The sequence below is a fragment of the Prevotella sp. S7 MS 2 genome, from assembly GCF_000762865.1.
GTDB lineage: Bacteria > Bacteroidota > Bacteroidia > Bacteroidales > Bacteroidaceae > Prevotella.
Map to the genome: position 1 here is coordinate 1 of NZ_JRPT01000027.1, position 21,501 is coordinate 21,501.

21 protein-coding genes are annotated in these 21,501 nt (G+C 43.1%); 11 read left to right on the forward strand and 10 right to left on the reverse strand.

The annotated features are described in order from the left end of the window. Window positions 1–189: 189 nt before the first annotated feature. Window positions 190–567, reverse strand: a complete 378-nt coding sequence (locus tag HMPREF0671_RS05870) for a hypothetical protein (protein ID WP_036897974.1) — start codon at window positions 565–567, stop codon at window positions 190–192. Continuing rightward, on the reverse strand, window positions 551–2,008 hold the full coding sequence (locus HMPREF0671_RS05875; RefSeq protein ID WP_036897977.1) for an aminoacyl-histidine dipeptidase: 1,458 nt from the start codon (window positions 2,006–2,008) through the stop codon (window positions 551–553). The genes HMPREF0671_RS05870 and HMPREF0671_RS05875 overlap by 17 nt, the downstream gene beginning before the upstream one ends. A gap of 93 nt (window positions 2,009–2,101) precedes the next feature. On the opposite strand from HMPREF0671_RS05875, the gene HMPREF0671_RS05880 reads away from it, so the two are divergent. From HMPREF0671_RS05880 to HMPREF0671_RS05895, 4 genes are all read left to right on the forward strand, one after another. Beyond that, entirely contained in the window at window positions 2,102–2,296 is a 195-nt protein-coding gene (locus tag HMPREF0671_RS05880) for a hypothetical protein (protein ID WP_036897980.1), read from the forward strand. 24 nt (window positions 2,297–2,320) lie between these two features. Next, entirely contained in the window at window positions 2,321–2,932 is a 612-nt protein-coding gene (locus HMPREF0671_RS05885) for an OmpH family outer membrane protein (RefSeq protein ID WP_036897983.1), read from the forward strand. A 99-nt stretch (window positions 2,933–3,031) separates the two neighbouring features. Beyond that, window positions 3,032–3,682 (forward strand): endonuclease III, encoded by a 651-nt coding sequence (gene nth, locus HMPREF0671_RS05890; RefSeq protein ID WP_036897985.1) that lies wholly within the window; start codon window positions 3,032–3,034, stop codon window positions 3,680–3,682. Window positions 3,683–3,689: 7 nt separating this feature from the next. Continuing rightward, window positions 3,690–4,394, forward strand: a complete 705-nt coding sequence (locus HMPREF0671_RS05895; RefSeq protein ID WP_036897988.1) for a DUF2461 domain-containing protein — start codon at window positions 3,690–3,692, stop codon at window positions 4,392–4,394. 113 nt (window positions 4,395–4,507) lie between these two features. On the opposite strand, the gene HMPREF0671_RS05900 is transcribed toward HMPREF0671_RS05895, so the two are convergent. Further along, a complete protein-coding gene (locus tag HMPREF0671_RS05900; protein ID WP_036897991.1) occupies window positions 4,508–5,386 on the reverse strand; it encodes a neutral zinc metallopeptidase in 879 nt (292 codons plus the stop codon). A 427-nt stretch (window positions 5,387–5,813) separates the two neighbouring features. Here HMPREF0671_RS05900 and HMPREF0671_RS05905 point away from each other — a divergent pair, with 427 nt between their 5' ends. The 3 genes from HMPREF0671_RS05905 to HMPREF0671_RS05915 all read left to right on the forward strand — a co-directional run bounded on the left by HMPREF0671_RS05905 (window position 5,814) and on the right by HMPREF0671_RS05915 (window position 9,778). Next, window positions 5,814–6,437 (forward strand): AAA family ATPase, encoded by a 624-nt coding sequence (locus HMPREF0671_RS05905; protein WP_036898119.1) that lies wholly within the window; start codon window positions 5,814–5,816, stop codon window positions 6,435–6,437. Window positions 6,438–6,539: 102 nt separating this feature from the next. Then, complete coding sequence (pheT, locus tag HMPREF0671_RS05910; protein WP_036897994.1) at window positions 6,540–9,008, forward strand: phenylalanine--tRNA ligase subunit beta; 2,469 nt, start codon at window positions 6,540–6,542, stop codon at window positions 9,006–9,008. Between the two features lie 38 nt (window positions 9,009–9,046). Further along, window positions 9,047–9,778: a YebC/PmpR family DNA-binding transcriptional regulator gene (locus tag HMPREF0671_RS05915; RefSeq protein WP_036897997.1), complete on the forward strand. Its 732-nt coding sequence runs from the start codon at window positions 9,047–9,049 to the stop codon at window positions 9,776–9,778. A gap of 72 nt (window positions 9,779–9,850) precedes the next feature. On the opposite strand, the gene HMPREF0671_RS05920 is transcribed toward HMPREF0671_RS05915, so the two are convergent. Further along, on the reverse strand, window positions 9,851–10,270 hold the full coding sequence (locus HMPREF0671_RS05920; RefSeq protein WP_231725590.1) for a hypothetical protein: 420 nt from the start codon (window positions 10,268–10,270) through the stop codon (window positions 9,851–9,853). 94 nt (window positions 10,271–10,364) lie between these two features. Between HMPREF0671_RS05920 and lepA the strand changes: the two genes are divergently transcribed. Then, window positions 10,365–12,149: a translation elongation factor 4 gene (lepA, locus tag HMPREF0671_RS05925; protein ID WP_036898126.1), complete on the forward strand. Its 1,785-nt coding sequence runs from the start codon at window positions 10,365–10,367 to the stop codon at window positions 12,147–12,149. Between the two features lie 44 nt (window positions 12,150–12,193). Then, window positions 12,194–12,790: a Crp/Fnr family transcriptional regulator gene (locus HMPREF0671_RS05930; RefSeq protein WP_036898001.1), complete on the forward strand. Its 597-nt coding sequence runs from the start codon at window positions 12,194–12,196 to the stop codon at window positions 12,788–12,790. Between the two features lie 49 nt (window positions 12,791–12,839). Here the strand turns inward: HMPREF0671_RS05930 and HMPREF0671_RS05935 are convergent, their stop codons facing one another. From HMPREF0671_RS05935 to HMPREF0671_RS05950, 4 genes are all read right to left on the reverse strand, one after another. Beyond that, a complete protein-coding gene (locus HMPREF0671_RS05935; RefSeq protein WP_036898005.1) occupies window positions 12,840–14,507 on the reverse strand; it encodes an AMP-binding protein in 1,668 nt (555 codons plus the stop codon). A 3-nt stretch (window positions 14,508–14,510) separates the two neighbouring features. Next, window positions 14,511–16,178, reverse strand: coding sequence for an AMP-binding protein (locus HMPREF0671_RS05940; protein WP_036898008.1), 1,668 nt, complete (start codon window positions 16,176–16,178; stop codon window positions 14,511–14,513). Window positions 16,179–16,552: 374 nt separating this feature from the next. Continuing rightward, window positions 16,553–17,800, reverse strand: coding sequence for an FtsX-like permease family protein (locus HMPREF0671_RS05945; protein ID WP_036898010.1), 1,248 nt, complete (start codon window positions 17,798–17,800; stop codon window positions 16,553–16,555). 11 nt (window positions 17,801–17,811) lie between these two features. Then, complete coding sequence (locus tag HMPREF0671_RS05950) at window positions 17,812–19,023, reverse strand: pyridoxal phosphate-dependent aminotransferase (RefSeq protein ID WP_036898013.1); 1,212 nt, start codon at window positions 19,021–19,023, stop codon at window positions 17,812–17,814. Between the two features lie 174 nt (window positions 19,024–19,197). Here HMPREF0671_RS05950 and HMPREF0671_RS05955 point away from each other — a divergent pair, with 174 nt between their 5' ends. Continuing rightward, window positions 19,198–19,716, forward strand: a complete 519-nt coding sequence (locus tag HMPREF0671_RS05955; protein ID WP_036898016.1) for a DUF4494 domain-containing protein — start codon at window positions 19,198–19,200, stop codon at window positions 19,714–19,716. Window positions 19,717–19,718: 2 nt separating this feature from the next. Further along, a complete protein-coding gene (locus HMPREF0671_RS05960) occupies window positions 19,719–20,393 on the forward strand; it encodes a YggS family pyridoxal phosphate-dependent enzyme (protein ID WP_036898019.1) in 675 nt (224 codons plus the stop codon). Between the two features lie 25 nt (window positions 20,394–20,418). Here the strand turns inward: HMPREF0671_RS05960 and HMPREF0671_RS05965 are convergent, their stop codons facing one another. Both HMPREF0671_RS05965 and HMPREF0671_RS05970 read right to left on the reverse strand, forming a co-directional pair. After that, window positions 20,419–20,826 (reverse strand): hypothetical protein, encoded by a 408-nt coding sequence (locus HMPREF0671_RS05965; RefSeq protein WP_036898022.1) that lies wholly within the window; start codon window positions 20,824–20,826, stop codon window positions 20,419–20,421. Window positions 20,827–21,143: 317 nt separating this feature from the next. Continuing rightward, entirely contained in the window at window positions 21,144–21,482 is a 339-nt protein-coding gene (locus tag HMPREF0671_RS05970; RefSeq protein WP_156958377.1) for a hypothetical protein, read from the reverse strand. Window positions 21,483–21,501: the final 19 nt, after the last annotated feature.

Sequence of the window (21,501 nt, forward strand, 5' to 3'; positions counted from 1 at the left end):
CATAGAATGAGTCTATACGAGGGATTACAAGTATCTGAAATCTCCCAAACATTACATATGAACTATAAGAGCGTTGAAAACAGACTTGGAACAGCCCGAAAAGAGGTGCGACAGTACGTGCGTCGGATGCTAGCTTCATAAAAACAACAATCCCTCGATGTGCATTTCGCTTCATCGAGGGATTGTTGTTTAGTTGTTTTTGCAAGCAATAACCGTTGTCAATTGGTCATCGAAATAGAACGTTTGCTTCAAAGTGTCTGTCCCATTGACATATTTTGCCCGTACGAAGAGCACTTTTTTATTGGGCGAAGTCTTGAATTTGACGCCTTTCTTGAATGATTTTTGCGTTGCAATATTCGTTTCCATGCGTTTGATGACAGCCGGTGTGATGTAGAAAGAAGAGTCTACATCAGAGACCGTAAGGGCTGCAATGTCTTGGTTTACGAGGTTATTGGCCAAGTAATTTTCTACCAAACCCTTTGCCCGATGCTTCATTCCGCATGAGGAAAGAGCCATTGCTATGAAGGCAATGGCCATGTATGATACAGTCTTATTTTTTAGTTGCATGCTTGAGAATGTCTATCAAATGATCCCAAACCATCTGTACGCTTGGAATATAGAGGCGTTCCTCGGGTGTATGGACGTAGCGAAGAGTTGGGCCGAAGCTCACCATATCTACGTTAGGATACTTCTCTGAGAACAGTCCGCATTCCAAACCTGCATGGATACCCAGTACTTTCGGTTCTTTACCAAATAATCTCTTGTAGCTTTCTACAGCGGTTTTGGTCAATTTACTGTCTGGATTCATCTTCCAAGCAGGGTACTTATCGGTGACGGTAAGTTCTGCACCGGCCAATTGGAATGCCGCTTTGACAGTATTGGTCATATTCTCTAAGTTGCTCATTACGTTACTACGCTGGCTTGCAACGACGTAAATCTCGTTGTCAGAAGTCTGTACACTCGCAACATTGCTTGATGTTTCGACCAACCAAGAGATGGCTTCGTCTTGGCACATGGTGAATATTCCGTTGTCAATGGCTTGCATGGCCAAGATGAACTTATTGGAAATGTCCTGAGGTAGCACCTTTACGGCGTCTGTACTTGACATGGCAAACTGCATCGCTTGGTCGGTTACGTGGAACTCTTCTTCCACTTCCGATACGAAAACATTCCAATCTGCCTTTACATTTTCCTTCATATCGCTCTTGACAGCGAATATAATCTTGCCGTCACGAGGGATAGCATTGTGCATTTTTCCTGAATTGAAAGAAGCTAAACGCAGTCCATATTTCTCGTTGGTAAGGTATAAGAAGCGAGTTAAAATTTTGATGGCATTAGCTCGTTTCTTGTTAATATCGTCCCCGGAGTGCCCGCCTGTCAGTCCCTTTAGCGATGCCTCTAGGAAGAAGTAGCCCTCCGGAGCATCCTCACGGTCAAACTTAAACTTGGCATGTGTGGTTTGGCCACCCGCGCAACTGACGAATATCAATCCCTCGTCTTCTGAATCCAAATTGATTAATTGGGTTCCAGTCATGAATCCGGCAGCCAATCCGTGGGCGCCGGTAAGACCGGTTTCCTCGTCACGAGTAAAGAGACATTCTAGTGGACCGTGCTCTATCTGGTCGTCTTCTAACACTGCTAACTGCATAGCCACACCGATACCGTCGTCAGCACCGAGCGTTGTGCCCTTAGCTGTGAGCCAATCTCCATCGACATAAGTCTGTATTGGGTCGGTCAAGAAGTTGAAGTCAACATCCACCAATTTATCACATACCATGTCCATGTGGCTTTGTAGGATGATGGTGTCGCGGTCTTCGTAGCCCTTGGTTGCCGGCTTAGATATTAGCACGTTGCCTATCTCATCGACCTTGGTAGCTAGTCCATGACTCTTACCAAACTCTTTTAAATACTCTATAATTTTCTCCTCGTGTTTCGAGGGACGCGGAATCTGATTTATTTTTGCAAACTGTTCAAAAATGTGTGCAGGCTTTAATTCGTTTTTATTCATTTAATTATGTTATTTTATTTTGTCCTTTTATGGTTTTATATTACCTTTGCGACGTACTAAAAGGGTACATCTTATTCTGCAAAAGTAATAAAAATGGTACAAACATTATTAATGAGCGTGTTAATAATTGCTATCTCTATAGCTTTGTTGAGCGTGAAATTGATATTTAAGAAGAACGGAAAGTTTGCTTCTCAGCATATCCATGACAGTGCTGCCTTGCGTAAACAAGGTATTCATTGCGTCGTAGATCAGGACAAAGAGGCTAGAGCTGCGAACAAGGCATATTAAGAATCATAATTAAATAAAATACAAATGAAAAAGAAAAACATCTTTCTCAATATGGCTCTTGCTGCTACAGCAATTCTTGCCATGACTTCATGTAATCAGTCAGCTCCTAAAGTAGATAACAAAGCTGAGGCTTCTCAGCCTGCTCCTACAAGCTTGAAGATAGCTTATGTAGAAGTAGATAGTATCATGACACAATATAAGTTCTGCAAAGAATTCTCTCTCATCCTTCAGAAGAAGGGGCAGAATATTCAGAATACATTGGCTTCCAAGAACCAGCAATTGCAGGCTGCGGCTGCCAACTTCCAGCAAAAAGTACAGCAGAATGCTTACACTCGTGAGCAGGCTGAGGCTATCCAAGCCGGTCTTCAGAAGCAGAACAACGACTTACAGGCTCTTAATCAGCGTCTAAGTAGTGAGTTTCAAGTAGAGACCGATAAGTATAATAAGGCTTTACGCGATAGCATTCAGAACTATCTGAAGACTTACAATCAAGATAAGAAGTACAGCATTATCTTGAGTAAGGCCGGTGATAACCTACTCTATGCAGACAAGGCATACGATATTACCAACGAGGTAATTGCAGGTTTGAACAAAGCTTACAAGTCTACAGTAAAGGCTGGAGCTGATAAAAAGTAAGAAACAATTTCTAAATATTAAATACCTTCTCGTTTCGAGAGGGTATTTTTTTTGTCTATAATCGGTGCTTGCTGTCATTTGTTTTTGTACTTTTGTATTATGACAAGAAAAGAACGATACGAGTATATACTCGATTATTTTCGTCGCGAGAAGCCTAGTGTGGGCACAGAATTGCAATTCGGCAGTGCTTTCCAACTGCTCGTTGCCACATTGCTCAGTGCACAATGCACCGATAAACGTATCAATGAGGTGACTCCGGAACTCTTCCGCCACTATCCGGATGCCCGCTCCATGTCGCAAGCCGAGCCCGAAGAGGTGTTCGAATATGTGCGAAGTGTGTCTTATCCCAATGCCAAAAGCAAGCATTTGGTAGAGATGTCGCGTATGATAGTGAGCGATTTCGGCGGAGAAGTACCTAGCGAAATGACTGATTTAGTGAAACTTCCGGGAGTGGGGCGTAAGACTGCTAACGTGCTTCAAGCCGTTTGGTTTGGTCGTGCAACAATGGCTGTTGATACCCATGTCTATCGGGTGAGCCATCGACTAGGGCTCGTCCCCAAGACGGCTAACACTCCTTTGAAGGTTGAGCAAGTCCTCATGAAGAGCATACCCGACGAGGATATACCCAATGCACATCACTGGTTGTTGCTGCATGGACGCTATGTGTGCCAGAGTGCACGTCCTAAATGCGAAGTGTGTCCATTCGATTCGTTCTGTCCTAAACTGTTGGAAGGAAGTAAATTAGAATAAATAATGTATGGATATAAGGAGAATCAATAAGTTTTTGCAGGCCATTGCAGCCAATAATAATCGCGAGTGGTTTCAAGAACACAAAGCAGAATACGAGGCCTGTAAAGCTGATTTCGAGCAGAGTGTAGACCAACTTATTTTGGCAATAGCCAAGTTTGACCCTTCAATTAGTTATCTGACGGCTAAAGATTGTACCTATCGCTTCTATCGAGATACACGTTTCAGTGAGGATAAGAGTCCGTACAAGACTCATTTCGGAGCTTATGTCAGTGCCAAAGGAAAGAAGAGTCTCCATGCCGGTTATTATCTCCATATAGCTCCGGATGGCTGTATGCTTGCCAGTGGAGCATATTGGTTGCCTACCAATATACTTACCTCGTGTCGCAATGAGATTCTTGGTAATACCGAGGCATGGCTCAAGTGTGTGGAGAATGGTGCCTTTGTCAAGACCTTCGGCTACGCCAATGAGGGTGATATGGAGGTGAAGTCGGGCAAAGGATTCGGCATGACTCGTCTGAAGACTGCACCGAAAGGATTTCCTCGTGATTCGGAATTAGTACCTTATCTACGCATGAAAGATTATGTGTGTTGGCAGTATGTGCCGGCTACCCTGTTTGAAAAGGAGAATTGGATAGCTGAGAGTGTGAAGGTATTCAAGGTTGCCAAGCCCATGATGGACTTTATGAACAGCGTCATAGATGACTACGAATAAAATGAAAATGGGAGTTAAACGAGTTTAGTCTTTTCTTTTTTATATGTAGACAAATTCGTTTAATCCCCAATAGTTTTGTAGCTTAGTATTTTAGCTAAATTACGATAATGCCCTTATAATTCTGCATCCGACTTATCAAATGTAGTCGTATTCATATTACCGGTCTCAATACCGAGTTTCAACCATTTCATGCGTTGCTTGCTAGTTCCGTGGGTGAAACTCTCCGGTTGACTATATCCACGTGCTTTTTCTTGCAAGTAGTTGTCTCCAATTACCTGTGCACAGTTAATAGCCTCTTCTAAATCACCCTCTTCCAGACTGTTGTATTCTTCGTTGTCATAGTGTGCCCATACGCCCGCATAGTAGTCTGCCAATAGTTCCAGTCGTACGCTTACCTTATTGGCATCGGCTTTACTCATCGAGTTCATGGCTTGATGGGCTTTGCCGAGTGTTCCTAATAGGTGTTCTACGTGGTGTCCTACCTCGTGGGCTATGACATAAGCGTAGGCGAAATCGCCCTCAGCCCCTAGTTGACTCTTCATCTGTGAGAAAAACGAAAGGTCTATATAAAGCTTTTGGTCGGCCGAACAATAGAACGGACCTACCGATGCCGATGCGTTACCGCAAGCGCTTTGAACTTGTGAGGTGAACAGTACAAGCGTAGGAGGTGTGTATTTACGCCCCATCTTTTGGAACACTTCGGTCCATACATCTTCTGTTCCTGCAAGGATTTGGCGTGAGAATTTAGCTAATTCCTGCTCTTCCGGAGCGAACGATTGTTCCTCTCTTGGTGAGGTCTGATCTTGTAATTGTTCCAATCCTCCTTGTTGTACGACGTTGTTAACGACATCGCCAAGGTTGCCACCCGACATGAATGTGATGATGGCAATGAGGATAATACCTCCTATACCACCTATACCAGCCTTGGCACCTCCGCTCATTCCTCTGCGATCTTCAACGTTGTTGCTCTCGCGTCTACCTGATAATCTCATAACTCTTATTCTAAAACTATGTTAATGTATTTTGTAAACTTACGCAAAAAATCCGAATACAGCATCGTAATGGTGTGATTTTTCTCTCTTTGATTATCGTGCTTTTATTTCTTGTCTCTTTACTTTTTCCCTTTCAACTCATCACTTCTCACTCTTAACTCATCACTCTTTACCATGCTGCAAGGCCTTGGCAGTCTTGCTGTTTGGCTTTTGCAGCGATGTTGAAGAGTCGATGCAGCGATGCTGCGAAGCCCTTGCAGTGAGGTTAGTTTTTAAGTTTATGGATTTATAAGTTATTGAGTTCTGTGGTAAATACAATTTGTTTACACATGGAAAAATAGAAACTTGAATCGTAATCGTTGCATTCTAACGATTTATTCGTTATATTTGCGTAGAGCAACCGAATGTGGAACTAATACTAAAAGCTATGGATAAGAACGAAAAATTTATTATTACGATAAATCGAGAGTTTGGTAGTGGTGGGCATGCTATTGGTGAAGAGCTGGCTCAAAGGCTCGGAGTGAAGTTGATAGACAAGCAGGTGTTACAGGCTGTGGCCGATAGGTTCAGCCTGTCTAAAGAAGAGGCTGAGGCTTTGGAGCAGCGCCGCCCATCTTGGTGGGACGACTTTACACACTTCTATCAGTCGTTTATGGCTATGAACGAGTATCATGTTACCCCTCGCGATATCACGTCTCGACAATTGTTTTTTGCTCAAGGTAAGGCCATGAGCGAGATAGCTAGTCGTGAATCTTGCGTGATAATAGGTCGCTGTGGATTTGATATTTTCAAGGATACGCCTAACGTTTTGAAGCTGTTTGTGCATGCTTCGCGTGATTATAGAGTTCGGCGTATCATGGAACGATATGGTGTAGACGAGCAAAAGGCTATGCAGATGATAGACGATAACGACTATACGCGACAACTTTATACCAAGATTTTCACAGGGCACGAGTGGTATGATGTGCACAACTACGATTTGACATTAAACGTAGGAAAGTATGGGCAGAGTGGTGTCGTAGATTTATTGATGCGATTTATTGACTCCTAAAAATGCTTTTCGGGGCAGTATTACAGTAGAAAACTTTTTGCAAAGTGCTGATTTTTTCGTATTTTTGCAACGTTTTTGAGTATACATAAAAATCATTATATAATGAATATTTCTTATAAATGGCTTAAAGAATATGTCGATTTTAATCTCACTCCTCAAGAGACAGCGGACGCGTTGACTTCTTGTGGACTTGAAGTCGGTTCGCTAGAAGAGGTACAAACCATCAAAGGAGGGCTGAAAGGCTTGTTTGTTGGTAAGGTGTTGACCTGTGAGGCACATCCAAACAGTGACCATTTACACGTTACTACAGTAGACTTAGGCAAGGAAGCGCCACAGCAAATCGTATGTGGAGCAGCCAACGTGGCAGCCGGACAAAAGGTTATCGTAGCCGATTTGGGGTGCGTGCTTTACGATGGTGACGACTCGTTCACCATCAAAAAGAGTAAATTGCGTGGTGTAGAATCATTGGGAATGATTTGTGCTGAAGATGAAATCGGAGTGGGAACATCTCACGATGGTATCATCGTGTTGCCCGAAGATGCACCGGTGGGTATGCCTGCTGCAGAATATTATCATCTAGAAAGTGACTGGTTAATAGAGGTAGATATCACTGCTAACCGCAGCGACGGGTTGAGTCATTATGGTGTGGCTCGTGATTTGTATGCTTGGTTGTTGCAGAATGGGTATGAAACCAGTCTGCATCGTCCTGATACATCAGCTTTCCAAGTAGACAACCACGATCTGCCCATTGACGTGGAGATACAGAATACGGATGCTTGCAAGCGTTATGCTTGTGTGAGCATCAGCGACTGCGAGGTGAAGGAAAGTCCAGAGTGGTTGAAGAATAAATTGAGCGTGATAGGTCTTCGTCCTATTAATAATATAGTAGATATTACCAATTATGTCATGATGGCTTATGGCCAACCCATGCATTGCTTTGATGCCGACATGGTAAAAGGGCACAAGATAGTAGTTCGCACGCAACCAGAAGGTACTAAGTTTGTGACACTGGATGGCGAGGAACACGAATTGGGCGAGCAAGATTTGAGCATTTGTAATGCCGAAGATCCTATGTGTATAGCCGGAATCTTTGGTGGAAGGGGTAGTGGAACATACGAGACAACACGCAATGTGGTGTTGGAGAGCGCTTATTTCCATCCTACATGGATTCGCAAGAGTGCACGCCGCCATGGTTTGAGTACGGATGCCAGCTACCGTTTTGAGCGTGGTATAGACCCTAATGGAGTTATTTATGCACTCCAACAAGCTGCTATTCTTTGTAAAGAGTTGGCTGGTGGCAAGGTGTCTATGGAAATTAAGGATGTTTATCCTGAACCTATCAAGGGCTTTGATGTAGAGTTGAAGTATGAATATTGCGATCGTCTCATCGGTAAGCAGATTGGTAAAGATACCATCAAGCGTATCGTTACAAGTTTGGAAATGGAGATTGTGTCCGAAGATGAAGAGGGCTTGAAGCTTCAAGTACCTGCTTATCGTGTGGATGTACAGCGTCCTTGCGATGTGGTAGAGGATATTCTCCGTATTTATGGCTATAATAATATCGAGATACCTACTCAGTTGAAGAGTTCGTTGACAGTTACCAGTGATGGCGATACCAAGCATAAACTGGAGAATTTGATAGGCGAACAGCTTGTTGGATGTGGTTTTAACGAAATCTTAAACAACTCGTTGAGCAAGACTGCTTACTATACAGAGCAGGAACTTAACGCTTATCCGGAGGCTCGCACGGTGAAGGTGATGAATCCACTAAGTGCGGATTTGGGCGTGATGCGCCAGACATTGCTGTTCGGTGGACTCGAAAGTCTCGTGCGAAATGTGAATAGAAAGCAGACTAATCTGAAATTCTTTGAGTTTGGTAATTGCTATACATTCGAGAAAGAACGCCAAACCGAGGATGCTCCTATTCGTGGTTATGTACAGCGTTCGCACCTTGGCTTGTGGCTGACAGGTAAGCATGTAGAAGGCAGTTGGATTCATCCGAATGAAGATATGTCGTTCTATGAGTTGCGAGCTTATGTACAGAATATTTTCAATCGTTTGGGTGTACCGGCTGGTAGTGTCGTAATGAAGAAGAGTGAGAATAATATCTTCTCTCATGGATTGCGTCTTGAAAACCGTGGTGGTAAGGTGCTTGCAGAGTTAGGTATCCTAATCAAGGCCTTGCAGAAGAAGTTTGGTCTCGATTCGGAAGTATATTATGCTGATATAGAATGGGATGCAGTGGTGAAAGCCGTGAGCAAAAACAAACTTGAATATCAAGAGATAAGCAAGTATCCTGCTGTAAGTCGCGACCTCGCTTTGTTGGTTGATGCCGGCGTAGAGTTCTCTCAGATAGAGCAAATTGCCCAACAGACAGAGAAGAAACTATTGAAGAAGGTAGAGCTCTTCGATGTATATGAGGGTAAGAATCTGCCTGCCGGTAAGAAGAGTTATGCTGTTAACTTCATCTTACAAGACGAGCAGAAGACACTGAACGATAAGCAGATAGAGGCTATCATGAGTAAGTTGATACATCAGTTGACAACAAAACTGAATGCAGAATTGAGATAATCAGAACATTATAAAAACAATTATATTATAGAATTCCAATGGGAAGAGCATTTGAATATCGTAAAGCTGCAAAGCTAAAAAGATGGGGCCATATGGCTCGAACGTTCACGAAGTTAGGTAAGGAAATCGCTATTGCTGTTAAAGCCGGTGGTCCGGAGCCTGAGAATAATCCGCGTTTGCGTGCCATCATCGCTACTTGTAAGCGTGAGAACATGCCTAAAGATAATATTCAGCGTGCTATCAAGAACGCTATGGGCAAGGATACCAGCGACTACAAAGAGGTGACTTACGAAGGCTATGGACCTCATGGAGTAGCTGTTTTTGTTGATACTTTGACAGACAATACTACCCGTACCGTAGGTGATGTACGTTCTGTATTCAATAAATTCAATGGTAATATGGGGACACAGGGCTCTTTGAGCTTCTTGTTCGACCATAAGGCTGTGTTCTCTTTCAAGAAGAAAGAGGGCTTGGATATGGAAGAATTGATTCTCGACTTGATTGACTTTGGAGTGGAAGATGAGTTCGATGAGGATGAAGAAGAGAACGAAGTAACCATCTATGGTGAACCAACAAGCTTCGGAGATATTCAGAAACATCTGGAAGAGAATGGCTTCGAGATTACTTCTGCCGAGTTTACTCGTATTCCAAACGATTTGAAAGACGTTACTCCGGAGGAGCGCGAGACAATTGATAAAATGGTAGAACGCCTCGAAGACTTCGATGATGTGCAGAACGTTTACACGAATATGAAACCTGCGGAGGAGTAAAATACAACTCTTAAGGTATGAAATAGGAAAGGGAAAAGGCTTAGATGCTTTTTCCCTTTTTATTGTTTGAGATTATTTATATTCCTTTGTGGTGAAGTTATGTTGGTATAATACCGTGTTTGGAGTTTGTGCCGAGTGAACCACATATTGGAAGTTGAAGCCGGCTTCTTTATATATTTTGATACCCGGATTGTCTTTGATGGCTTTCAAGAGTCCGTCGGTGATGTTCTTATTGTTATCTTGAATCACCTTTGCATTGTCAAATTTATCCGTGAACGAGCAGTAGTAAGTATAAGTTTTAGACTGCTTATTGAATACAACACTGTCGGTACGAGTGTTGTTGACAACCGGAGTAGGGCAGTATTTACGAGTGTATTCACTCGCTTCTCTGGCTGCACGGTCTTCTAAACTCTCATGGCATGATGCAAGAACTACGATGGCACCCATGATAAACACACATCGTCTGATGACTAAATATGTTGAAACTTGCATATCGTTTCGTTTGTATTTCTGTACAAATATACGAATAATCTAATGAAATCTTTGTATATTTGCACTTTAAAAGCGCACTTATTAAATGGGTAATATCAACAACATAAGGAATTTTTGCATCATTGCACACATCGATCATGGTAAATCTACGCTCGCTGATAGAATGCTTGAGTATACGCAGACCATTAAGATTACAGGTGGACAGATGCTCGATGATATGGATTTGGAGCGTGAACGTGGTATCACAATCAAGAGTCATGCCATCCAGATGGACTATCGTGCAAGCGATGGAGAGCAGTATGTATTGAATCTTATAGATACTCCGGGACACGTAGACTTCTCTTATGAGGTGTCTAGAAGTATTGCGGCGTGCGAAGGAGCATTGTTGGTTGTAGATGCGACACAGGGTGTTCAGGCTCAAACCATATCTAATTTATACATGGCGATAGAGCATGATTTGGAGATAATTCCTGTTATCAACAAGATAGACATGCCTAGTGCGATGCCCGAAAAGGTAGAAGATGAGATTATAGACCTTATCGGTTGCAAGCGGGAGGAAATCATTCGTGCCTCAGGAAAGACCGGTGAAGGAGTCAATGAGATATTGGAAGCAGTCGTAGCACGTGTTCCTCATCCCGAAGGAGATGCTCAAGCACCACTCCAAGCATTGATTTTCGACTCTGTATTCAATAGTTTTAGAGGTATTATCGCATACTTTAAGATAGAGAATGGAACCATTCATGCAGGCGATAAAGTGAAGTTCTTTAATACTGGAATGGAGTATGTGGCCGACGAAGTAGGTGTCCTCAAGATGGATATGGTGCCTCGCAAGGAGATTACATGTGGTGAAGTGGGCTACATCATCAGCGGTATCAAGGATGCCAAAGAGGTGAAAGTAGGTGATACGATTACCCAAGTCAGTCGTCCATGCGAGCATTCTATCGCTGGTTTTCAGGAGGTTAAACCGATGGTATTTGCCGGTGTTTACCCGATAGATCCATCGGAATACGAGAATTTGCGAACTTCTTTGGAGAAGTTACAACTCAATGATGCGTCGCTGACATTTATGCCTGAGAGCTCCGTTGCGTTGGGGTTCGGTTTCCGTTGCGGCTTCTTGGGACTTCTACACATGGAGATTGTGCAGGAGAGATTGGATAGAGAGTTCAATATGGATGTCATTACGACGGTGCCAAACGTATCGTATATGGTGTACGATAAGCATGGAGAGAGTCGCGAGGTGCACAATCCTTCAGGCTTACCCGACCAGACTTTAATTGAACATATCGAAGAACCGTACATTCGTGCGACCATTATTACAGATACAAACTTTATCGGTCCTATCATGACCTTGTGTCTTGATAAGCGTGGCGAGCTCCTTAAACAAGAGTATGTGAGCGGCAATCGTGTGGAATTACATTTTCTGTTGCCACTCGGCGAGATAGTGATAGACTTCTATGATAAGCTTAAGAGCATCTCAAAAGGATATGCTTCGTTTGATTATCACATCGATTCGTTCCGACCATCTAAATTGGCCAAGCTCGATATATTGCTTAATGGTGAGCCTGTAGATGCTTTGTCTACACTGACACATCAGGACAATGCCGTGACATTGGGACGTAGAATGTGTGAGAAGTTGAGAGAGTTGATACCGCGACAGCAATTCGATATTGCCATACAAGCAGCTATTGGGGCCAAGATTGTGGCTCGCGAGACGATTAAATGTGTGCGCAAAGACGTTACAGCCAAGTGTTATGGAGGTGACGTAAGTCGTAAACGAAAATTGCTAGAGAAGCAGAAGAAAGGTAAGAAACGCATGAAGCAAATCGGTAATGTAGAAGTTCCGCAAAAGGCGTTCTTGGCCGTTTTGAAGTTGGATTAATCATTCTTAAATATGTAGAATAATCAGGAAGAGAGGACATTGAGATGAGAGAACCAGTTAATACTCCCCGTGATATAGCGCGAGAATTAGCTCGCAAATACAGTACTATGACTCATGATGAACTTGATATATTAGAGAGTATCTTAGTACCGATGAAGTTTGCGAAGAATGAAATGATTCTTAAAGAGGGCGAAGTGTGCCGAAACATCTACTATGTGGACCGTGGATTGATCCGACAGTTCTATTTTAAGAACGGTAAAGAGGTCACTGAACATCTTGGTGAAGACCGTACCATCTTCATGTGTATCGAGAGTTTATTTAAGGAAGAGCCTACCAAATTGCAAGTAGAAGCCATAGAGCCAACCATAGCTTATGCTCTTCCGAAGCATCGTTTAGAAGAAGTAGCCTTGCACAATGTCAATATTCAAATTTTATATCGCAAGATATTGGAAGAGAGTTTGATAATATCGCAAGTTCATGCCGATCTTGTAAGATTTGAATCTGCGCAAGAACGTTACAAGAAAATATGCAAATTGAATCCGCAGGTAGTGTTGAGAGCGCCATTGGTATATATTGCCAACTATCTACAAATGACTCCTGAGACGCTTTCAAGGGTCAGAGCTTCAACATTACTCGATTGATATAAAAAAGAAAAAAGGATAAGGTTTTGCCTTATCCTTTTTTCTTTTATTACCTAGTATAGAGGTAACGCTTAATACTTTTCTTTGGTGTCTTCTCGAATTCCTCCTCATGTATCTCGATAGCCGACAGTTTACAATATGATGGTAGCTTTTGGTTAAGCTCTTGACGGTTTTGTTCCATCACGTTTTGTAGGTCTTCGTTATTAAACGATAGCGATGAGGCTTCTTCGTAATCCGGGTGAACCAATCCTATCAGTTTGTCTCCATCTTGTATCACGACACTCTCGTTTACCAGTGCCATGGAGTTCAATTGGTCTTCCACTTCTTCGGGATAGATGTTTTGTCCATTCGCTCCTAGCAGCATATTTTTTGAACGTCCTTTGATGAAGATGTTGCCTTCCTCGTCCATTGTCCCCAAGTCGCCGGTGTGATACCATCCCTCTGAGTCGATTGTTTGCTTGGTAGTTTCCTCATTTTTATAATATCCCAGCATCACATTCAAGCCTCTGGCTAGAATTTCACCGGGCACATTGGCAGGGTCGGGACTGTCTATCTTCACATCCATATGGACCACACTGCGACCACAACTGCCCGGTACGAAAGTCTGATAATCGGCATAAGCGATGATGGGAGCACACTCTGTGGCGCCATAGCCCACTGTATATTTGAACTTGATTTGCTGTAAAAACTGCTCAACTTCTTGGTTTAGAGCGGCTCCACCAATAATAACTTCGTAGAATTTGCCACCGAACGCATCGGTTACAAGGTCGCAAATCTTCTCTTTTACCTTCTTGCTAACCATCGGCATGTTTAGCAACAAGCGCATCTTATTGTTCTGTATCTTCGGGAATACCTTCTTCTTGATAATCTTCTCAATGATGAGTGGTACCGCGATAATGACGTCCGGTTTCACCTCTGAGAATGCTTGTGCAATGATGGCAGGGCTGGGTATGCGTGTCAAGTAATAGATATGACATCCCTTGTTGAACTCAAATAGGAACTCGAACGACATACCATACATGTGTGCCATAGGCAAAATGCTGATGACTTTTGATCCTTTCTTGAGGTGACTACCAAGTACATGCTCTGCAAAATCGTAATTGCTCCACAGTGCACGATAAGGAATCATTACGCCTTTAGAGAATCCTGTCGTACCACTGGTGTAGTTAATGAGTGCCAATTCATCGGGACTCTGTTCTATATAGTAGTTGACATGCTCCTTACGATAGTACTTCGGGAACTTCTTACCGAACATCTCGTTCAGATGTTCGCGTGCGTATGTCAATTTATCTGTACGCGAAAGAATCAGTGAATTGTCCGGTATATAGATGATACCTTCCAATGCCGGCATCTTCGTTGCGTCGATCTCGGTAGTCACAACATCTCCTGCGAAGAGCAATTTCGACTCGCTGTGGTTGACGATATTGTGTATTTGGTCGGCCGTAAACTCGTGTAGAATGGGTACAGCTACGGCTCCGTAAGTAAGTGTAGCAAGGAAAGCTACAGCCCAGTTGGCACTGTTTCTACCGGCAATTGCAATCTTGTCGCCTCGTTCGATACCACAGTTCTCAAACATGATGTGCAGCTTTTCTATCTTTCTAGCTACATCATGGTATTGTAAGGTCATACCTTTGAAGTCGGTCAATGCATCTTGTTCCCAATGATCAACTATTGTTTTCTGAATTAAAGCGTTAAAGCTTGGAATATTCCCTGTCATAGATTATTCGATATTTTGATATAGATACCGTTTGATACTCTTTTTAGGTGTCTTTTGAAATTCTTCTTCGTGTAATTTAATAGAAGACAATTTGCAGAATGAGGGTAAAACAGAGTTGAGCTCTTGGCGGTTCTGCTCCATAATACTTTGTATGTCTTCGTTGGAGAAGCCCATGCTCTCAGCTTCTTCAAAGTCCGGATGTACCAATCCTACAAGGGCGTTGCCATTCTGTACGATGAGACTTTCACTGACCATTGCCATCGAGTTGAGCTTGTCTTCTATTTCTTCAGGATATACGTTTTGGCCATTGGCGCCTAACAACATATTCTTGATACGCCCTTTGATGAAGACATGTCCATCGGCACTTACGGTCGCTAAGTCGCCGGTATGATACCATCCATTATCGTCTAGTACTGCCTTTGTGGCTTCCAAATTCTTGTAGTAGCCCACCATGACGTTTGCTCCACGGGTAATAAGCTCGCCCGGAATGTTCTCCGGATCGCTGCTTTTCACCTTTATCTCCATGTTTTTGACCACCGTTCCACATGAACCTGGCACGAAATTAGTCCAATCGCTATAGGTTATCATGGGCGCAGTTTCGGTCGTACCATAACCCATTGTGATGGGAAAGTCAATGGATACAAGGAATGCTTCAATCTCTGTGTTCATGGGTGCACCACCGATGATAATCTCATATAGGTTGCCTCCAAATGTATCTTTCACCATTTGACAGATTCTTTCTTTCAGTCTTTTCTGTATCACAGGCATTCTCCACAGTAACTTTACCTTGTTGTTTTGAATCTGTGGGAATATCTTTTTGCGGATAATCTTCTCAAGAATAAGTGGTACGGCAACCACAATGGCCGGCTTAACTTCCATCATTGCCTCCTGAATGAATGAGGGACTGGGAAGGCGAGTGAGGAAGAAGAGATGGTTTCCATGGCAGAATTCCAAGATAAACTCTGCCATCATACCATACATGTGAGCCATAGGTAAAATGTTCAGCACATTGCTTCCTGCTGGAATATGCCCGGAGATAGACTCCGAAAGTCCCTCTAGATTACTCGATAAAGTTCTAAAAGGCAGCATTACTCCCTTTGAAAATCCTGTGGTACCACTGGTATAATTGATGAGTGCGAGGTCTTCGTTCTTGTCTTCGTAATACTTAATGTGCTCCGGACGGAAGTATTTGGGATACCGCAGACCGAATATTTCGTTCAGATGTTCGCGTGCATACGTCAGCTTTTCAGAGCGTGAAACGATGATAGAAAAGTCTGGTATATAAACCACGCCTTCCAAATTGGGCATTTGGTTTGGCTCAATCGTGGTGGAAACCACGTCGCCTACAAACAAAAGTTTGGATTCGCTGTGATTTACAATGTGGTAAATCTGGTCGGGAGTGAATTCGTTTTGTATGGGGACGGCCACTGCACCATAGGTCAAAACAGCCATGAACACAACGGCCCAGTTGCTACTGTTTCTACCACAAATAGCAATCTTATCTCCACAGTTAATACCGCTGTTCTCGAACAGTATATGGAGTTTCTCTATCTTTCTTGCTACATCGTGATATTGTAATGTTGCCCCTTTGTAGTCGGTCAGGGCATCTTTATACCAATTTTCTTTGATACTGTGTTCTATATACTTATTGAAGCTGGGTATTAATTCCATTGCACAAAAATCAAAATATTGTGCAAAGGTAATGATTTAGGTGCACAATACAAAACTTTATGTGCAATTTTTAGGGCTGTCTATGAACCTTTGAAAAGGTAATATAGGATATGTAGTCATATCAACTATTCTTGTTCGGATATAGAATACATTGGTATGGAATGACTGCAGGGGCGTGGCAACATCGCTGCAACAACCGAACAGAATTCCTGCAAAGCCGGTTCAGCAATGTTGCCACAGCTCAGCAGTGAGATGAGCGAGTTGTTTGGAGTGAGAAAAGAGTAGTTTCTGCGTAAACAAGTGGACTTGTTTGGCTGTTAGATGTAAGAATTTATGACTGATAAAAGAGGGCTTTGGCAATTGGAAAAATACTTTTATTCATATCGCATAGACTTAGCCGGATGGATATGCGAGATGAGGTAGCTCGGTGTTATCAGTATAAATAGGCTTATCAACAAGGTTGCTACATTTAAGAGAATGATGAGGGGGAAATTGAATTCCACCGGTACGGTGTTGACATAGTATGTGGTTGGGTCGAGCTTCACCAAGTGGGTGAAGTGTTGCAGGGCTATAAGGCCGAGCCCGATAAGATTTCCGATGAGCAGTCCGCGGCCAATAATGAATGCTGCAAACCACAAGAATGTGTGGCGAATAGTCTTGTTTTGTGCGCCCATTGCTTTGAGTAAACCTATCATAGACGTGCGTTCCAATATAATGATAAGCAGTCCGGAAACCATCGTTACACCGGCTACACATACCATTAAGGCCAAGATAATCCATACATTCAGGTCGAGCAGGTCGAGCCAAGAGAATATCTGTGGGTTGATTTCCTGAATGGTTTGCGACGAGTAGGTCTCTCCATATTTGTCAATGCTACGGTTAACCTTGTCCACCATGGCTGCTGCAGTCTCGTAGAGACGATTGAAGTCGGTTACGGTAATCTCTGCTCCAGTGGCTTGATCGGCTTCCCAATTATTCAATTTCACCGCTGTGTATAGGTCGGTAAAGCAGATGGCGTTGTCGTATTGTGATAGATTGGTCTGATAAATGCCCGATATGGTGAACCGGCGTACGTGTATCCCGTTGTTATCAATGAAGTAAGCGAAGATGCGTTGGCCACATTTCAGATTCATTTTCGACGCCATTGATGCCGAAACAAGTATTTTATTGGTCGATTTTTGGTCACTGAAAGTGGGTATACTGCCATCTATCATATTCTGATGGAGGAAGGTGGAGTCGAACTCGGGACCTACACCTTTGAGTAAAACACCCATAAAATCATTGTCGGTCTTGAGTATTCCGCGTGCAGTGGCAAAGCGTTCCACATGCTTGACACCCGGAATGGTCTTAATGACACGTATCATCGAGTCGCCCATTTGGATGGGGTAGGACTCAGAGGATTGCTGTGTCATGAAGTTAGCTACCTGAATATGGCTGCCAAATCCGATGACCTTATCGCGGATGGTATGCTTGAATCCCAATACTACACATACAGATACTATCATCACGGCAAGTCCGATAGCTACTCCGGCAGTGGCTATTCGGATGGCAGGGAGCGATACTTTGCGCTTATCGCCCGTATCGCTGTAGATGCGTTTGGCTATGAATAAGGGGAAGTTCAAGCTTAATCGTTTTATGGTAGTTCCTCGTCTACGCGACCGGGATAGGCCTCCAACGCCTTGCGCAAGACGATGAGGGCACGCTCCAAGTCTTCTTTCTTAAGTACATATGCTATACGTACTTGGTTGATTCCGGCTCCGGGAGTGGTGTAGAAACCTGCTGCCGGGGCCATCATGACGGTTTCTCCCTCGTAAGTAAACTCTTCTAAGCACCATCGACAGAACTTTTCACTGTCGTCGACGGGTATTTTTGCTACGGTATAGAAGGCTCCCATAGGAATGGGGGAGTACACACCGGGAATGCGGTTTAGGCCGTCTATTAAGCATTTACGACGCTCTACGTATTCGTCGTAGACGTCTCTGTAATACGCTTCGGGGGCATCAAGGGAGGCTTCGGCTACTATTTGACCAATCAAAGGAGGTGATAGGCGGGCTTGACAGAACTTCATCACGGCCTTTCTCACCTGTTCGTTCTTGGTGATAAGTGCACCAATTCTGATACCACATTCCGAATATCGCTTGGAAACAGAGTCAATCAAGATGACGTTTTGTTCGATTCCTTCGAGGTGACAAGCACTGATATAGGGCGAACCTGTGTAGATATATTCGCGGTAAACCTCGTCGGAGAAGAGGTAAAGGTCGTACTTTCGCACCAAATCGCGTATTTGATTCATCTCTCGTCGAGTGTATAGATAGCCCGTAGGGTTATTGGGATTGCAAATCATGATGGCACGTGTGTGCTCGTTGATAAGCTCTTCGAACTTCTCAACTTTAGGCAATGAGAATCCCTCTTCAATGGTTGTGGCAATGGTACGAATCTTGGCGCCGGCACTAATGGCAAATGCCATGTAGTTGGCATAGGCAGGTTCGGGTACGATAATTTCGTCTCCGGGATTCAAACAACTCATGAAAGCGAACAAAACAGCCTCGCTTCCACCCGATGTAATAATAATATCATCGGCTGTTACTTGAATATTGTATTTCTTGTAATAATCAACAAGCTTCTCTCTATAGCTCTGATAACCTTGGCTGGGAGAATATTCCAATATCTTTCTGTCAATATGGGAGAGGGCGTCCAAGCCACATTGAGGTGTGGGAAGGTCTGGTTGTCCGATATTGAGATGATAAACCTTGGTTCCTTTCTTTTTAGCGGCTGCAGCCAATGGAGCCAACTTCCTGATAGGAGACTCTGGCATTTCCAGTCCGCGCACAGATATTTCAGGCATCGTTACTAAATTGTTTGTTGAATTGCAAAGGTAGTATATTTAATTGAAACGAAAACCTATGGATTGGATTTTGTTGTGTATCGCCTTATTTTTATGACTATTGTTCACCTCATGGTCAAAAATATATTATCTTTGCAAAGAAGAAAATAAATCAGAAATACATATTATTAGATTATGAGATCAAGGACAGCTTCTTGGTTTGAAACCAAGATTCGTTATGAGAAAACAATGGAAGATGGCATGCAAAAGAAGGTTACGGAGCAGTATGTTGTTGATGCTTTGAGCTTTACCGAGGCCGAAAATGCCATTATCAATGAGATGTCTTCTTATATAAGTGGTGAATTTAAGATTACAGACATTAAGCCCGCGTCGTACGGAGAGATCTTCTTTAGCGATGCAGATTTGGATGATCGCTGGTATAAGGCGAAACTTCAATTCATCACTATTGATGAAAAGACCGAGAAAGAAAAGCGTTCTACGGTTACTTATTTGGTACAGGCAGGTAATGTTCCGGTTGCTGTGAAGCACATAGATGAGATTATGGGCGGCACGATGATAGACTATGTGATAGCCGGAATCAACGAAACCCAAATCATGGATGTTTTTGAACATCAAGTAACAAAGAAGAAACCGGAGGTGAACGATGTGCCGGAATACGAACAACCAACCGAAGAGAAGAAAGAGGGAGAGTAGAGATGGATATTGATGTAGCTCGTAATTTGCACGAAGTACAGTCTCATTTACCGTCTACTGTCAAACTGGTAGCGGTGAGCAAGTATCATCCTAATGAGTACATCGAGGCTGCCTATCAGGAGGGACAGCGCATTTTCGGAGAGAGTCATGAGCAAGAACTCTCCAAAAAGGTGGCGTCGTTGCCCGATGATATAGAGTGGCATTTTATCGGGCATCTTCAAACTAACAAGGTGAAATACATCGCACCATACATCTCTATGATAGAGGCTGTGGATAGTTTGAAGCTTTTGAAGGAGATAGAAAAGCAGGCATCAAAATGTGATAGGGTCATTCGTGTACTTCTGGAACTGCACATTGCCGAAGAAGAAACGAAATACGGCCTTACGTTAGATGCGTGTCGGGAACTCTTGAATGATTCTACATGGCGCCAATTGAAGCATGTACAGATATGCGGCTTGATGATGATGGCTAGCAATGTAGACGATGAAACTCAGATAACGAGCGAGTTTGAGGCTGCTCGCAAGTTCTTTGACGAAGTGAAGTCGACCTATTTCCCAACCGATGATGCCTTTTGTGAGCGTTCTTGGGGGATGAGTCACGATTACCAATTGGCAATCAAACACGGCTCAACGATGGTTAGAGTCGGTACAACAATATTTGGGCCGAGAGTCTATTAAGACTTCCGGCCCAAATCGTTTTATTTTATTGAATTACAACTTTCTTTCTGTTGATGATGTAGATACCCTTGGGTAGTCGTGTCTTATCGGTTCCTAAGTATCGTCCGTCAATTGAGTAGATGCGATTATCTTTGTATAGTTGTTCTGCCACTGTGCCCGGAACACCAATGATTCCAGTCGGTGTGTCGTTATTTTCTTGTAAGAAATTGAACGTGATAACGCCATCAGTTTCAGTGATTTTGTATATAGGTTTAGCTAAAGCTGTCCCATTATAAACTGTAGGTTTCACCGTAGTTTCGTCTGTTAGAGTCGTATTGTTACCCGTTCCGGGGAATGGATCGGCAGCAGCCGAAGCTTTATATGCATATTGAGAAGTAATATCTGTGACATTAGATATATTCAGCAGTGTACCATCGGCAGGCACTAATGTCATTCGTGGATGTCCTAATGTATTGTTGACGGTATTGCTTAGTATACCAGAAGTGAGCGAAAAATGAGCTATACGCCGAATTTTCCATAGCTCATGGCTTTAAAATAGCCTCGAATACTGCCGATATTGGCAGTGTTATTATTCCCAAAATCACTCAGTTTATCAGCATTCAAGTATTCCTGATATGCTTCTATGGGCTTGTTGATTTTAAAAGTTGTGTCTTGAAATTCTGCAAGAATGACTAGTGCTTTAGGGCTATTTAGATGAGGAAAGAAACTGCCACCCGACTTGATAACTTCACGTGTACGAATCTTGTTAGTTCATGTGTTAGTTGCATTTTTGTAAAATACCTCCTTATTTTGACTGTTGATGAGTGTTTGTTCGGTGGCCGAACGTTGCCCAACTTCATGAGCCAATTGGGTGGAAGCCGTCAAACTGCCGTAAGAATCTATTTGGCCGATATAATACTCGAAGCCTACATGCACGAGGATAACGCCATCGCTAGCTGTGTACCATGATACATGTTCGTCTCCATGTCCGGTAACCAAGAGTGTCGTTCCATCTGATTGAGTAACACTGAAAGGCTCACTTAAGACTTTTGCACCCCATGCATATACAGTTATAACCAGTAGAAAAATGATGAGTAGAGGTTTCTTCATATTATAGAATCTATTATTA

Bases quoted from the DNA above. Each gene is read 5' to 3' on its own strand.
- HMPREF0671_RS05870 (WP_036897974.1), bottom strand. From the start codon at position 567: ATGCAACTAAAAAATAAGACTGTATCATACATGGCCATTGCCTTCATA.
- HMPREF0671_RS05875 (WP_036897977.1), bottom strand. From the start codon at position 2,008: ATGAATAAAAACGAATTAAAGCCTGCACACATTTTTGAACAGTTTGCA.
- HMPREF0671_RS05880 (WP_036897980.1), top strand. From the start codon at position 2,102: ATGGTACAAACATTATTAATGAGCGTGTTAATAATTGCTATCTCTATA.
- HMPREF0671_RS05885 (WP_036897983.1), top strand. From the start codon at position 2,321: ATGAAAAAGAAAAACATCTTTCTCAATATGGCTCTTGCTGCTACAGCA.
- nth (WP_036897985.1), top strand. From the start codon at position 3,032: ATGACAAGAAAAGAACGATACGAGTATATACTCGATTATTTTCGTCGC.
- HMPREF0671_RS05895 (WP_036897988.1), top strand. From the start codon at position 3,690: ATGGATATAAGGAGAATCAATAAGTTTTTGCAGGCCATTGCAGCCAAT.
- HMPREF0671_RS05900 (WP_036897991.1), bottom strand. From the start codon at position 5,386: ATGAGATTATCAGGTAGACGCGAGAGCAACAACGTTGAAGATCGCAGA.
- HMPREF0671_RS05905 (WP_036898119.1), top strand. From the start codon at position 5,814: ATGGATAAGAACGAAAAATTTATTATTACGATAAATCGAGAGTTTGGT.
- pheT (WP_036897994.1), top strand. From the start codon at position 6,540: ATGAATATTTCTTATAAATGGCTTAAAGAATATGTCGATTTTAATCTC.
- HMPREF0671_RS05915 (WP_036897997.1), top strand. From the start codon at position 9,047: ATGGGAAGAGCATTTGAATATCGTAAAGCTGCAAAGCTAAAAAGATGG.
- HMPREF0671_RS05920 (WP_231725590.1), bottom strand. From the start codon at position 10,270: ATGCAAGTTTCAACATATTTAGTCATCAGACGATGTGTGTTTATCATG.
- HMPREF0671_RS05930 (WP_036898001.1), top strand. From the start codon at position 12,194: ATGAGAGAACCAGTTAATACTCCCCGTGATATAGCGCGAGAATTAGCT.
- HMPREF0671_RS05935 (WP_036898005.1), bottom strand. From the start codon at position 14,507: ATGACAGGGAATATTCCAAGCTTTAACGCTTTAATTCAGAAAACAATA.
- HMPREF0671_RS05940 (WP_036898008.1), bottom strand. From the start codon at position 16,178: ATGGAATTAATACCCAGCTTCAATAAGTATATAGAACACAGTATCAAA.
- HMPREF0671_RS05950 (WP_036898013.1), bottom strand. From the start codon at position 19,023: ATGCCTGAAATATCTGTGCGCGGACTGGAAATGCCAGAGTCTCCTATC.
- HMPREF0671_RS05955 (WP_036898016.1), top strand. From the start codon at position 19,198: ATGAGATCAAGGACAGCTTCTTGGTTTGAAACCAAGATTCGTTATGAG.
- HMPREF0671_RS05960 (WP_036898019.1), top strand. From the start codon at position 19,719: ATGGATATTGATGTAGCTCGTAATTTGCACGAAGTACAGTCTCATTTA.
- HMPREF0671_RS05965 (WP_036898022.1), bottom strand. From the start codon at position 20,826: ATGACATTAGTGCCTGCCGATGGTACACTGCTGAATATATCTAATGTC.
- HMPREF0671_RS05970 (WP_156958377.1), bottom strand. From the start codon at position 21,482: ATGAAGAAACCTCTACTCATCATTTTTCTACTGGTTATAACTGTATAT.